Below are 12,701 nucleotides of genomic sequence, written 5' to 3'. Positions count from 1 at the left end.
GGCCGGGACGCGGTTCACCGCATCCCGGCCGCCGGCCCGACGTCGTGGGCTCAGGACTCCGAGGCGGTGGCGTCCTCGGGCTCGGGGGCGCCCCCCCCCCCCCCCCCCGGGGGGGGGGGGGGGGCGCCCGCGGGGGGGGGGGGGGGGGGGGGGGGGCGGGGGGGGGGCGGCCGGGGGGGGGGGGGGGCCGCCCCCCCCCCCCCCCCCCCCCCCCGGCCCGACGTCGTGGGCTCAGGACTCCGAGGCGGTGGCGTCCTCGGGCTCGTCCTCGACGACGCCCGCACCCTCGGCGTCGATCTCGGACTCCATGTCGGCGGCGCTGGGGGCCTCGCTGATGCTGGCGACCAGGCCCTCGGGGGCGGAGCTCAGCGTGACGCCCTTCGGCAGCCGCACGTCGGAGGCGTGGATCTGGGTGCCGTCCTCGGCGCCCTCCACGGAGACCTCGAACTGCTCGGGGATGTGCAGCGCCTCGGCCTCGACCTCGAGCTCGTTGAGGTCCTGGGTGACCAGGGTGCCCGGGGCGGCGTCGCCGACCAGCACGACCGGCACGTTCACGGTGACCTTCTCGCCGCGCTTGACCAGCAGCAGGTCGACGTGCTCGATGTAGTTCTTGATCGGGTGCGCGGTGATGGTCTTGGTCAGCGCGAGCTCGTTGGCCGAACCGGCGACCTCCAGGGTCAGCACCGCGTTCTGGCCGTTGTCGCGGACGGCGCGGGCGAACTCGACCGCGGGCAGCGACAGGTGCTTCGGGTCGGAGCCGTGGCCGTAGAGGACCGCGGGGATCTTGCCGGCGCGGCGGGTGCGACGGGCTGCGCCTTTGCCGAACTCGGTGCGCGGTTCGACGGAAATACGTACCTCGGACACGGTGGTGCACTCCTCGTGACGTCGGGCGGAACGGAACTGGTCGGCGGCCTGCGGCGGCGGGGGCACCACTTGCGTGGTCGGCGCGTACCGGACGGGGCGGCACCTTGTGCGGGCGGCGCCGGCGGTCCTTCGCGTCCACGAGGGCGAACACCGAGCCGCCGCGTCGATCACGCCGGGTGGCAGGACCCGGCCTCGCCGAGGCAACCCGAACAGTTTAGAGCCTGCGCGGGAAGGGGGCGCCGCCCGGGTGGGTGCAGGGGCGATCAGCGGTCCTCGCGGGCCGCGTCGTACTCGGCACGGGCGGCTTCCACGTCGGTCACGTGGGCTTCGGCCCAGTCGGTGATGGCCTGGATCGGGGTGCTCAGCGACCGGCCCAGCGCGGTGAGCTCGTAGTCCACCCGCGGGGGAACTTCCGCGTGGACGGTCCGGTGGAGCAGGCCGTCGCGCTCCATCGCGCGCAAGGTCTGGGTGAGCACCTTCGGCGCCACTCCGCCGATGGCCGCGCGCAGCCGGGTGAACCGCAGCGGGCCGTCCAGCAGGTTCAGCACCACCAGCGACGTCCAGCGATCTCCGATGCGGTCGAGCACCACGCGAGTGGGGCAGGCGGGGTCGTGCACGTCCGGGACCAGGTTGGTAACCACCAGGTACTTATAGCACTGTGAAGTCACTGGTCACCAATGGTTACCATCCTGGTCAGGTCCACGACTGGAGGAGATCTCGCATGCGGATCGTTCTGTTCGGCGCCACCGGGTACGCGGGCGGCCGGATCGCGAAGGAAGCGCTGTCCCGCGGCCACGAGGTGATCGGGGTGGCCCGCGACGTGAGCGGACTGCCCGAAGCCGACGGGCTCAGCGGGCGCCAGGGCACGATGCACGACCCGGCGTTCGTGCTCGACGTGACGAAGGGTGCCGACGCGGTGCTCATCGCCACCCCGGGCCGCCCGGCGGCCGACGGCAAGAAGCTGCTCGACGCGGTGCCGACACTGCTCGACGCCGCGCGCACCAACGGCTTCCGGCTCGGCGTCGTCGGCGGGGCGGGCAGCCTGCGCGTCGCCGAAGGCGGTCCCCGCGTCATCGACACCCCGGACTTCCCGGCGGAGTTCAAGCTGGAGGCGGGTTCGCACGCCGAGGTGCTGGACGCGCTGCGCGAAGCCCCCGCCGACGTCGACTGGTTCTACGTGAGCCCGCCCGCGGTGTTCGGCGCCTACGCGCCGGGGGAGCGGACCGGCACCTACCGGGTCGGCGGCGACCTGCTGCTGTCCGACGAGGCGGGGAACTCGACGATCGGCGGCGACGACTTCGCCCTGGCCTTCGTCGACGAGCTCGATGCACCGGCCCACCACCGCACCCGCTTCACGGTCGCTTACTGAGGCTTCGTGGGCTCGTCTCCGCTCAGCGGCTTCGCCGCTGACAGGCGAAGTGCGGCAGTGCCGGTGCCCGTGCGTCACGGTTTGGTCGCCGACGGGTGACCGGCACCACGCGCGGCGATAGTTTGACGCGCATGTCCGCAGACACGAGCTCCGGCCAGGGCGCCGAGAACGGCAGCGCGCCGCAGGTCCCGGCCACCGGCTGGGCGCGGTTCAAGCAGATCGGCCCCGGCATCATGGCCGCCGCCACCGGGGTCGGCGCGGGCGACCTGGTCGCAACCATGGTCGCCGGCGCCCGGTACGGGTACACGCTGTTCTGGGCGGTGCTGCTGGGCACGGTGTTCAAGCTGGCGCTCGGCGAGGCGGTCGGGCGCTGGCACCTCGGCGGCGAGCGCACGATGCTCTCCGGCTGGCGCTCGCTCGGCCGGTGGGCCACCGCCTACTTCGGCGTGTACATCGTGATCTGGGGCTTCGTGTACGGGGCCACCGCGATGTCCGCCTCGGCGCTGCCGCTGAACGCGCTGTTCCCGGTGCTGCCGGTCGGCGGCTGGGCGGCGCTGTGCGGGCTGCTCGGCCTGGCGCTGGTGTGGTTCGGCCGCTACGCGGTGCTGGAGAAGATCATGACGGTGCTGGTCGGGGTCATGTTCGTGACCGTCGTCGGCACCGCGTTCCTGGTCGGGCCGAACCTGCTGGAGCTCGGCGAGGGCCTGGTGCCGCGGCTGCCCGCGGGCTCGGTGGCCTACGTGCTCGGCCTGATGGGCGGTGTCGGCGGCACCATCACGATGGCCGCCTACGGCTACTGGACGTTCGCGAAGGGCTGGCGGACGCCGAAGTGGCTGCCGATCATGCGGATGGACAACACCGTCGGCTACCTCACCACCGGCATCTTCGTGGTGGCGATGCTGGTGGTGGGCGCGGAGATCCTGCTCGGCCAGGACCTGACCGAGAGCGACAAGGGCCTGCTCAACCTCGGCGACGTGCTCGCCGCCGACTACGGCGAATGGGCGCGGATCCCGTTCCTGGTCGGCTTCTTCGCCGTCGCGTTCAGCTCGGTGATCGGCGTGTGGAACGGCGTGAGCCTGCTGTTCGCCGACTGGTGGCGGACTTGGCGGCTGCCGAAGGAGGCGCCGGTGGAGACCGCCGAGGCCTACGACCACAAGGCGGGCATGCACAGCGCGCCCTACCGGATCTACCTGCTGTGGCTGACCTTCCCGCCGATGCTGCTGCTGCTGTTCAGCAAGCCGTTCCAGCTGACGCTGGTGTACGGGGTGCTGGGCGCGCTGTTCATGCCGTTCCTGGCGGGCACGCTGCTGGTGCTGCTGAACTCGCGCTCGATGATGCCGGCCGAGCACCGCTCCCGGTGGTTGTCGAACACGCTGCTGGTGCTGTGCCTGCTGCTGTTCGTCGGCGTGGCGATCAACGAGCTCGTCGGCCTGTTCTGACGAGCGGGACGGGTGTGACGCGCGCCTCTGCCGGAATGGTGGAAGCTTCAAACACGTTGCTCGGAGAAACCGCGAGCAAGGAAGTGATCATGACCTCGACCGATTCGACGACCGGCCTCCAGCTGTCCGAGGAAGCCCAGGACCTGCTGTTCCGCAACGCCCGCACGGCCAACACCTTCAGCGCCGACGAGGTCACCGACGAGCAGCTGCGCGCCATCCACGACCTGGTCAAGTGGGGCCCGACCTCCATGAACCAGCAGCCGCTGCGCATCGTCCTGATCCGCTCCGACGAGGGCAAGCAGCGCCTGCTGCCGCACCTGGGCGGGGGCAACCGGGCCAAGACCGAGAGCGCTCCGGTCGTCGCCGTGCTCGCCGCCGACACCGACTTCCACGAGAACCTGCCGCGGATGTTCCCGCACGCCCCCAACGCCAAGGACATGTGGGCGGACGACGACTTCCGCACCGAGCACGCCAGGCTCAACGCGAGCCTGCAGGTCGCCTACTTCATCCTCGGCGTGCGCGCCGCCGGCTTGGCCGCGGGCCCGATGACCGGCTTCGACCCGGCGGGCATCAACGCCGAGTTCTTCCCGGACGGCAAGCAGCAGGTGCTCGTCGTGGTCAACATCGGCAAGCCGGGCGAGGACCCGTGGTTCGACCGCCTGCCCCGCCACGACTACGACGAGGTCGTCACGACCATCTGATCGCGCTCGGCCCGCCCGCTCCGGGCCGACCGCCGCGGACGCGCAACGGCCCGGCCCCGAGGGGGACCGGGCCGTCGTGCGTTCGGACTTCGCTCAGGCGTGGCCGTCGAACAGGCTGGTGACCGAACCGTCCTCGAACACCTGGTGGATCGCCTCGGCGACCAGCGGGGCGATCGAGAGCACCCGCAGCGTGTCGAAGTGGTGGTCGTCCGGGATCGGCAGCGTGTTCGTCAGCACGACCTCCTTCGCCCCGCAGGACGACAGCCGCTCCACCGCCGGGCCGGAGAGCACGCCGTGGGTCGCCGCGATGATGACGTCCTTCGCGCCGGACTCCAGCAGCTGCTCGGTGGCCTTGGTGATCGTGCCACCGGTGTCGATCATGTCGTCGACCAGCACGCACAGCCGGCCTTCGACGTCACCGACGACGCGGTTCGCGACGACCTGGTTCGGCTTCGTGGGGTCCCTGGTCTTGTGGATGAACGCAAGCGGGGTCCCGCCGAGGTTGTCCGCCCACTTCTCCGCGACCCGCACCCGGCCGGAGTCCGGCGAGACCACGGTGATCTTCTCGTCGGAGTAGGTCTGCCGGATGTAGTCCGACAGCACCGTCTGCGCGAGCAGGTGGTCCACCGGCCCGTCGAAGAAGCCCTGGATCTGGTCGGTGTGCAGGTCCACCGTCATGATCCGGTCGGCGCCCGCGGTCTTGAACAGGTCCGCCATCAGGCGGGCCGAGATCGGTTCGCGGCCCTTGTGCTTCTTGTCCTGCCGGGCGTAGCCGTAGAACGGCATGACCACGGTGATGCGCTTGGCGCTGGCCCGCTTCAGCGCGTCCACCATGATCAGCTGTTCCATGATGGCGTCGTTGAGCGGCGTGCAGTGCGACTGGATCACGAAGGCGTCGCAGCCGCGGACCGACTCGTCGTAGCGGACGAAGATCTCGCCGTTCGCGAACTTGTAGGCCGATTGGGGCGTGACCGTCACGTCGAGTTGCTTGGCCACCTCCTCGGCAAGTTCCGGGTGGCTGCTCCCGGAGAAGAGCTTGAGGCTCTTCTTCGGGGTCGCAGACATGGCACTCACGGTCATCGTCCCTCCCCGTTGACGCCCATCATCGGGTGTCACTCGTCGGATTGGTGGTCAGGTCGTCAGATCCCGACCGCTGCTGAGCCTGCCGGGAGGCTCGATCGGCGGCGGTGTCCGGGCGGCGGCGAGCCACCCAGCCTTCGATGTTGCGCTGCCTCCCGCGGGCGACCGCCATGGCGCCCGGGGGGACATCTTGGGTGATGACCGAACCGGCGGCCGTGTAGGCGCCGTCCCCGACCTCGACGGGAGCGACGAACATGTTGTCCGCCCCCGTCCGGGCGTGGGAACCGATCACGGTGCGGTGCTTGGCGACGCCGTCGTAGTTCACGAAGACGCTCGCCGCACCGATGTTGCTGCCCTCGCCGATCTCGGCGTCGCCGACGTAGGTGAGGTGCGGGATCTTGCTGCCGGTGCCGATCTCGGCGTTCTTGACCTCGACGAAGGTGCCGATCTTGCCCTTCTCGCCGAGCCGCGCGCCGGGGCGCAGGTAGGCGAACGGCCCCACCGAGGCGCCGGGACCGACCTCGGCGCCTTCGCCGTGGGTGCGCACGACCGAGGCACCCGGGTGCACGGTGCAGCCGGTCAGCGTGGTGTCCGGGCCGATCAGCGCGCCCTCGCCGACGGTGGTGCCCGCGCGCAGCTGCACTCCCGGCTCCACGGTCACGTCGCGGTCGAGCACCACGTCGCAGTCCAGCCACACCGAGGACGGGTCGGTGACGGTGACGCCCTCGCGCATCCAGCCGAGCACCAGCCTGCGGTTGAGCTCCGCACCGAGCCGGGCCAGCTGCACCCGGTCGTTGACGCCCTCCACGAGCCAGGTGTCCGCGCACACCAGCGCGCCCACCGGGTGGCCGTCGGAGCGGGCGATGGACAGCACGTCGGTCAGGTACAGCTCGCCCTGCGCGTTGTCGGTGGACAACCGCTCCAGCGCGTCGGAGAGCACCGCCGCGTCGAACGCGTACACCCCGGAGTTGATCTCCCCGATGGCGGCCTGCTCGGCGGTGGCGTCCTTCTGCTCGACGATGCCGGTGACGTTCCCGGCGGCGTCGCGGACCAGCCTGCCGTAGCCCGTGGGGTCGTCGACGACCGCCGAGAGCACGGTGACCGCGTTGCCGCGCTCGTGGTGCTCGGCGAGCAGCGCGTCGAGCGTCGCGGTGTCCAGCAGCGGGACGTCGCCGTAGCTGACCAGCACGGTGCCCTGCCGCTGGTTCGCCAGCGCGGTCATCCCGCACGCGACCGCGTGCCCGGTGCCGAGCTGCCGGTCCTGGACGACGGTGTGCACCTTGCGGCCGAGGCCGTCGGCGACCTGCGCGAGGTGCTCGCCGACGGCGTCCCGGCCGTGGCCGATCACGACCACCAGGTCGTCCGGCCCGGTCCCGGCCGCCGCCCGCACCGCGTGCTCGACCAGCGGCCGGCCGGCGAGCGGGTGCAGCACCTTCGGCGTCGCGGAGCGCATCCGGGTCCCCTCGCCCGCGGCGAGCACGATGGTGCTGACCGCGGAGCCCGCGTTGCCGAGTGCGGAGGGGGAAGCGGAGGAAGCCGCGCCGGACGTGCTGGGGGCGGGCCGGGCGTTCTCGCCCTGAGGCATCAACGCACTCCCTTGGGTCTCAAGCGGGTTCGACGCCGACACGCCGGAGTCGCCCTGGTCGGTGTGGTCACGGTGAGCAGTCTCGCCGCGAACCGGCTGCTGGTGGCGTCCAAGCGGGTGAAGGGTAACCGGGGCGTGCCGCGCGCGCGCCGGTGGCCCTTCCCGCTTGTCCGGCGGACGCCGATGCTACCTGCCCGGTCCACCCCGCTCCGGACGTCGCGGCCGTCCCGAACTGCTGCTTTGTGATCAATCGGGCGGAATGCTGGCGGGTGGTCGCCGACGTCGCGGTGCGTTGCGGGCCGCCGGGTCCCGACTGCCCGCCCCGGGGACGGGTCGCTCACGGAGAGTGCACGCACGAGCATCGGCTGGGCCGGTCCGGGTGAACCATCAGCGGGGCTGCGGCGGGATCCAGGTCTCCTCGTCGTCGCCGCCCGACGACTCCACCGCGAACGTGGCCACCTGGTTACCGCCGTCCCGCTTGGCCTGGTACATCGCCGCGTCCGCGCGGGCCTGCACCTGCGCGCCGGACTCCTGCGGTCGCCGCGCGACCACGCCGATCGACAGCGTCACCCCGCGGGACAGCGCCTTCGGCAGCCGCGCGATCGCCTCCACCGTCCGCCGCAGCGCCGACTCGGCCGCGGCCAGCGTCACGCCGGGCAGCAGCACCACGAACTCGTCGCCGCCGTAGCGGGCCACGAAGTCGTCCACCCGCAGCGTGTCCCGCAGCGTGCTCGCCACGACCCGCAGCACGTCATCGCCCTCGGCGTGCGAGCAGCGGTCGTTGACCTCCTTGAAGCCGTCCAGGTCGACCAGCGCCACCGACAGCGGCTGCGCCTCCGGGGAGTCCAGCAGCGCGTCCAGCCGTTCGTCCAGCGCCCGCCGGTTGGACAGCCCGGTCAGCGGGTCCTGCAGCGCCTGCTGGGTGATCGCGTCGTGGCGCAGGTTCAGCCGCGAGTTCTCCAGCCGCGTGCTCAGCGTCAGGTAGCGGCCTTCCCGCATCGCCCACAGCTCGTTCTCCAGGTCCAGCACGTAGTCGTGCACCGCATCGCTGGTGGGCCGGTCCTGGTCGAGCTCGGTGAGCTGCGCGTACTCGCGGGCGAGCGAGATCCGCAGCGTGGGGTCGGCGGCGTCGCTGGTGACCTTGGAGCGGGTGTCGGAGAGCATCCGCACCGCCTCCGACCGCCGGCCCGCGCCGATCAGGCAGCGGGACAGCGCGATCGTCACGATGATCTTCTCGCGCGGGTGGATGGCCCGGTCCAGCGAGCGCAGCCGCCGCAACCGCTCGATGTGCTCCTCGCCGGGCTGGGCGAGCGCGTGCGCGGCGCCGAGCACCGGGATCTGGTCGGCGGCGGAGCGGTCCGCGAGCCGGGGGAACAGCGATTCCCGCCACGGCACCTCCACACCGAGCGCCAGCCCGGAGGCGGTGGCGAACCGCTCGCCCGCCGCGTCCTGCTGGCCGATGCGCTCCAGCCGCAAACCCCAGCCGAGGAACATCCGGCAGCGGTTCATCATGTGCAGCGCTATCTCGTGCGGGCCGCCGCTCTCCCGGATCCGGTGCAGCGCGCGGGCCATCACCTCGTCCGCGGTCTCGTACACGCCGAGCTGGGTGAGCACCGAGCCCAGGTCGATCAGCGCGGTCGCCAGCAGCCGGTCCCAGGAGCGCCTGCCCAGCGCGGTGTCCGGGACGGGTTCGTCCTCCAGCATGGCGAGCCCGCTGGCGACCTCGGTGATCGCGTTGTCCTCGCTGCCGGTGAGCAGCGCGCGCCTGCCGCGCAGCGCGTAGGCGTCGGCTTCCAGCACGGTCAGGCCGTGCCTGCGGCTGTGCGTGAGGAGTTCGTCCAGCAGCGGTTCGGCGCCGTGCGCGAGCCCGGAGGAGGACAGCCGCATCGCGGCGCAGTGCCGCAGCAGCTGGGCGACGATGCGGGGTTCACCGCGCCGCTGCGCCTCGGCGAGCAGGCCGTCGGCTTCGCGGATGGTGCCGCGCTGGCCCAGTGCGTCGCTGTTCTGGCCGACGGCGTTGAGTTCGCGAGCGCGACCGACCAACCACGCGTCGCTGACCTCGCTCAGCGCGGTTGCCGCATCGTCGCGCACGTCCGTCGTGTCCTCGCGCAGCGGCGCACACCCCCTGCTGGCATCCAAGCCCGGCCGGGGCCGGGGAGGTCGGCGATCGACCACGGTTCCCGTCGGGACATCGCGCACGGCGTCGCGGGGACCGCTGCTCCGCCGCCAGGACTCGAACCTGGACCATCAGAACCAAAATCTGAGGTGCTGCCTTTACACCACGGCGGATCGGGCGATGTGGTCCGGCGCCAGAGCTTACCGCCACGCCGACCGACCGCGGTCGCCCAGTCGACATCGTGGCATGCCCGTCCAGGGTGATCGTTCTCACGGGTGCACGAACGATCGGAACCGACGATCCGGACACGCCCGGGCGGTAGCGACACGCCGTATTTCCGTCGCCGGGGGGTGACGATTGTGCATCCACCAACTTACGCTGGCGTAGGTTACGGTCCCGTAGGATCTGCGGGGCCGACACCGCTTTCCCGGCGCTGCCGACCAACGTTCTTCCGCCACCTGACCCAGTAGAGGTACTGAGTATGACCGCAGCAACCGACGTTGCCCCCGAGACTTCCGGGGCCGAGTCCGGGCCCAAGCCGCTCACCGCGGGGGCCCGTCCCCGACTCGCCCAGTTCTTCGTCTACGCGTTCGTCCTGATCCCGTGCGTCGCGCTCGTCGCCGCGATCCCGTTCGCCTGGGGCTGGGGCCTCGGCTGGGTCGACGTCGGCCTCGCGGCCTTCTTCTACGTGTTCAGCGGGCTCGGCGTCACCGTCGGGTTCCACCGGCTGTTCACGCACGGCTCGTTCAAGTCCAACTGGCCGGTGCGCGCCACGCTCGCGATCGCGGGCATGACCTCGCTGCAGGGCCCGGTGATCACCTGGGTCGCCGACCACCGGCGGCACCACGCCTACTCGGACCGCGACGGCGACCCGCACTCGCCGTGGCGCTTCGGCAGCACTCCGGGTGCGCTGGCCAAGGGCTTCTGGCACGCGCACATGGGCTGGCTGTTCGACCGGAACATGACCAACGAGGAGCGGTTCGCGCCCGACCTGCACAAGGAGGAGCGGCTGGTCAAGCTGAACAACCTCTTCGTGCTGTGGACCGCGCTGAGCCTGGTGCTGCCCGCGGTGCTCGGCGGGCTCCTCACCTGGTCCTGGTGGGGCGCGCTGACCGGCTTCTTCTGGGCCGGGCTGGTGCGGGTCTCGCTGCTGCACCACATCACGTGGTCGGTGAACTCGATCTGCCACATGATCGGCGAGCGCCCGTTCAAGAGCCGCGACAAGGCGGCGAACTTCTGGCCGCTGGCGATCGTGTCGTTCGGCGAGTCCTGGCACAACTCCCACCACGCTGACCCGACCTGCGCCCGGCACGGGGTGCTGCGCGGGCAGCTGGACATCTCGGCGCGGGTGATCTGGTTCTTCGAGAAGGTCGGCTGGGCCTGGAAGGTCCGCTGGCCGAACGAGAAGCGGCTGGCCCGGATCGCGGTCACCGACTACAAGGGCTGACCCTCCGGCGGTCACGGCGGTGGAACCTCGCCGGGGCCGGTCCTCGCGGACCGGTGACCCAGCGGGGGCGCCGCCGGGCCGACCTCCTCGTCGCGCGGCCGCGCGCCCGCCCTCCCCGGGTGCGCAGCGCCGCGCGCGATCGGGGAGGCGCGCACCTCGGCGGATCTCGACGGATAGGGTGACCTGCGTGGCAGCAGGACGGCGCAAGCGGAACTCGCCGGATTCGGAGACCAGGCGGCGTTCGGCCCGCACCACCCGAGTCCGGATGACCGGTGAGGAACGACGTCAGCAGCTGCTCGACGTGGCCAGGGCCCTGTTCGCGGAGAAGGGCTTCGAAGCGGCCTCCATCGAGGAGATCGCGCACCGGGCCGGCGTGTCCAAGCCGGTCGTCTACGAGCACTTCGGCGGCAAGGAAGGCATCTACGCGGTGGTCGTGGACCGCGAGATGCGCGCCCTGCTGGACCGCATCGTCTCGGCGCTCTCGGCCGGGCACCCCCGCGCGCTGCTGGAGCAGGCCGCGGGCGCGCTGCTCGAATACATCGACACCTGCACCGACGGGTTCCGCATCCTGGTCCGCGACTCGCCGGTGGCCTCCACCACCGGCACGTTCTCCTCGCTGCTCAACGACATCGCCAGCCAGGTCGAGCACATCCTCGGGCTCCAGTTCAGCGCGAAGGGCTACGACGCGAAGCTCGCCCCGCTCTACAGCCAGGCGCTGGTCGGCATGGTCGCGCTGGTCGGCCAGTGGTGGCTGGAGGCGCGCAAGCCGAAGAAGGACGACGTGGCCGCGCACCTGGTCAACATCGCCTGGAACGGCCTCTCCAACCTGGAGCACAAGCCCAAGCTCGGCACCTGGCGCTGACCTCCGTCCGGCGGGTCAGGACGAGGTGACGCGCAGGATCCGGTCGTCGGTGCCGTTGGACGTGGTGACGTAGAGGGCGCCGTCCGGGCCGAGCCGCGCGGCGCGGAGCCTGCCGTGCAGGCCGTCGAGCTCCGGTGGTACCAGGACCTCCCGCACCGACCCGTCCGGGGCCAGGCGGAACAGCATCAGCTTCGACCCCTTCAGCGCGGTCACCGCGAGCATCCCGTCGAACCGCCCCCACGTCCCCCCGGTGAGGAACGCGGCCGCGCACACCGCCTCCGTCGTCCCTCCCGAGGACCACACCGCGGTCACCGCGTCCGGGAACCGGCGCAGGTCCGTCATCGGCACCGACTCGTCGTAGGAATCGGAGTCGCCGCCGCGCGACGGGTCCCAGCCGTGGTTGCCGCCCGGGCGCAGCAGGTTGAGCTCGTCGTCGGAGTCCGGCCCGTGCTCGGCGACGAACACCTGGCCGCCGGGGCGCTGCGCGATGCCCTGCGGGTTGCGGTGACCGTAGCTGTAGACCAACCGTTCGGCGGGGTCCGGGGAGTCCAGGAAGGGGTTGCCGGGCAGCGGCGCACCGGTGCGCAGGTCCATCCGCAGCACCTTCCCGCCCAGCCCGCGGCGGTCCTGCGCGGCGGCCGGGTCGGCGGTGTCGCCGGTGGTGACCAGCAGCGCGCCGTCCGCGGCCAGCTCCGGGCGGCAGCCGGAGTGCCTGCCACCCGGGTTCACCGGCAGGCCCGCCAGCAGCGGCGGTCCGACGCGTTCGGCGCTGCCGCCGTCCTCGGCGAGCCGCCAGGTCACCAGCCGCACGTCCACCGCCCGCCCGTCCCGCCGGTGCGTCTGGCAGGTGACGAAGCGCCTGCTCTCGGCGAAGTCCGGGTGCACCACCATTCCCAGCAGGCCGCCCTCGCCCTCGGCGAGCACGTCGTCGAGGTCGGCGCGCACCGGCCGGATCTGCGCCCCGGGACTGGTGTCGGCGAGCAGCGCCAGCCGTCCCGGCCGCTGCGTCACCAGCGCGGTGCCGTCGGGCAGGAAGCCGAGGTCCCACGGGTGCTCCAAGCCGCCGCCGAGGACCTCCACCCGCAGCGTGGACGGCACCGGGTCCGGAGCGCGGGTGCTCGGCGGCGGTGGCGCGCCGTCCGGGGCGCCGCACGCGCCGAGCAGGACGACCAGGGCGACGGCGGCGACTCGGCTAGCGCGCATCGCCACAGTGTGGCACCGCCCGGGCACCCGCCGTG

Annotated in this window: 11 protein-coding genes and 1 tRNA gene; 5 read left to right on the top strand and 7 right to left on the bottom strand. The window is 72.1% G+C overall.

Annotated elements, in window-relative coordinates:
- Positions 1-231 precede the first annotated feature (231 nt).
- Together LCD33_RS14470 and LCD33_RS14465 are read right to left on the bottom strand one after the other, a co-directional pair.
- Complete coding sequence (locus LCD33_RS14470; protein ID WP_224977939.1) at positions 232-864, bottom strand: 50S ribosomal protein L25/general stress protein Ctc; 633 nt, start codon at positions 862-864, stop codon at positions 232-234.
- A gap of 263 nt (positions 865-1,127) precedes the next feature.
- Positions 1,128-1,505 carry a winged helix-turn-helix transcriptional regulator gene (locus LCD33_RS14465; RefSeq protein ID WP_374108039.1) on the bottom strand — a complete coding sequence of 126 codons (378 nt, stop codon included), beginning with the start codon at positions 1,503-1,505 and terminating at the stop codon, positions 1,128-1,130.
- An 80-nt stretch (positions 1,506-1,585) separates the two neighbouring features.
- Here LCD33_RS14465 and LCD33_RS14460 point away from each other — a divergent pair, with 80 nt between their 5' ends.
- The 3 genes from LCD33_RS14460 to LCD33_RS14450 all read left to right on the top strand — a co-directional run bounded on the left by LCD33_RS14460 (position 1,586) and on the right by LCD33_RS14450 (position 4,373).
- Positions 1,586-2,233 carry an NAD(P)-dependent oxidoreductase gene (locus tag LCD33_RS14460; protein WP_224958604.1) on the top strand — a complete coding sequence of 216 codons (648 nt, stop codon included), beginning with the start codon at positions 1,586-1,588 and terminating at the stop codon, positions 2,231-2,233.
- A gap of 131 nt (positions 2,234-2,364) precedes the next feature.
- Entirely contained in the window at positions 2,365-3,672 is a 1,308-nt protein-coding gene (locus LCD33_RS14455) for an Nramp family divalent metal transporter (RefSeq protein WP_224958605.1), read from the top strand.
- A gap of 89 nt (positions 3,673-3,761) precedes the next feature.
- Complete coding sequence (locus LCD33_RS14450) at positions 3,762-4,373, top strand: malonic semialdehyde reductase (RefSeq protein ID WP_224958606.1); 612 nt, start codon at positions 3,762-3,764, stop codon at positions 4,371-4,373.
- Positions 4,374-4,466: 93 nt separating this feature from the next.
- On the opposite strand, the gene LCD33_RS14445 is transcribed toward LCD33_RS14450, so the two are convergent.
- From LCD33_RS14445 to LCD33_RS14430, 4 genes are all read right to left on the bottom strand, one after another.
- Positions 4,467-5,438: a ribose-phosphate diphosphokinase gene (locus tag LCD33_RS14445; protein ID WP_224958607.1), complete on the bottom strand. Its 972-nt coding sequence runs from the start codon at positions 5,436-5,438 to the stop codon at positions 4,467-4,469.
- 37 nt (positions 5,439-5,475) lie between these two features.
- Positions 5,476-6,906, bottom strand: a complete 1,431-nt coding sequence (gene glmU, locus LCD33_RS14440) for a bifunctional UDP-N-acetylglucosamine diphosphorylase/glucosamine-1-phosphate N-acetyltransferase GlmU (RefSeq protein WP_374108041.1) — start codon at positions 6,904-6,906, stop codon at positions 5,476-5,478.
- Between the two features lie 519 nt (positions 6,907-7,425).
- Positions 7,426-9,129 carry a diguanylate cyclase gene (locus LCD33_RS14435; RefSeq protein ID WP_224958609.1) on the bottom strand — a complete coding sequence of 568 codons (1,704 nt, stop codon included), beginning with the start codon at positions 9,127-9,129 and terminating at the stop codon, positions 7,426-7,428.
- Positions 9,130-9,256: 127 nt separating this feature from the next.
- Positions 9,257-9,327, bottom strand: a tRNA-Gln gene (locus LCD33_RS14430).
- Positions 9,328-9,635: 308 nt separating this feature from the next.
- Here LCD33_RS14430 and LCD33_RS14425 point away from each other — a divergent pair.
- Together LCD33_RS14425 and LCD33_RS14420 are read left to right on the top strand one after the other, a co-directional pair.
- Entirely contained in the window at positions 9,636-10,601 is a 966-nt protein-coding gene (locus LCD33_RS14425) for an acyl-CoA desaturase (RefSeq protein ID WP_224958610.1), read from the top strand.
- A 265-nt stretch (positions 10,602-10,866) separates the two neighbouring features.
- Positions 10,867-11,463: a TetR/AcrR family transcriptional regulator gene (locus LCD33_RS14420; RefSeq protein WP_224958623.1), complete on the top strand. Its 597-nt coding sequence runs from the start codon at positions 10,867-10,869 to the stop codon at positions 11,461-11,463.
- 15 nt (positions 11,464-11,478) lie between these two features.
- Here LCD33_RS14420 and LCD33_RS14415 read toward each other — a convergent pair whose 3' ends face one another.
- The gene (locus LCD33_RS14415; RefSeq protein ID WP_224966312.1) at positions 11,479-12,666 is read right to left on the bottom strand and encodes a sorbosone dehydrogenase family protein; all 1,188 of its coding nucleotides are present in this window, start codon (positions 12,664-12,666) and stop codon (positions 11,479-11,481) included.
- Positions 12,667-12,701: the final 35 nt, after the last annotated feature.

The organism is Saccharopolyspora sp. 7B (assembly GCF_020177435.1).
Classification (GTDB): Bacteria; Actinomycetota; Actinomycetes; order Mycobacteriales; family Pseudonocardiaceae; genus Saccharopolyspora_C; species Saccharopolyspora_C gregorii.
This window is presented reverse-complemented; position numbering and strand designations above follow the sequence as displayed.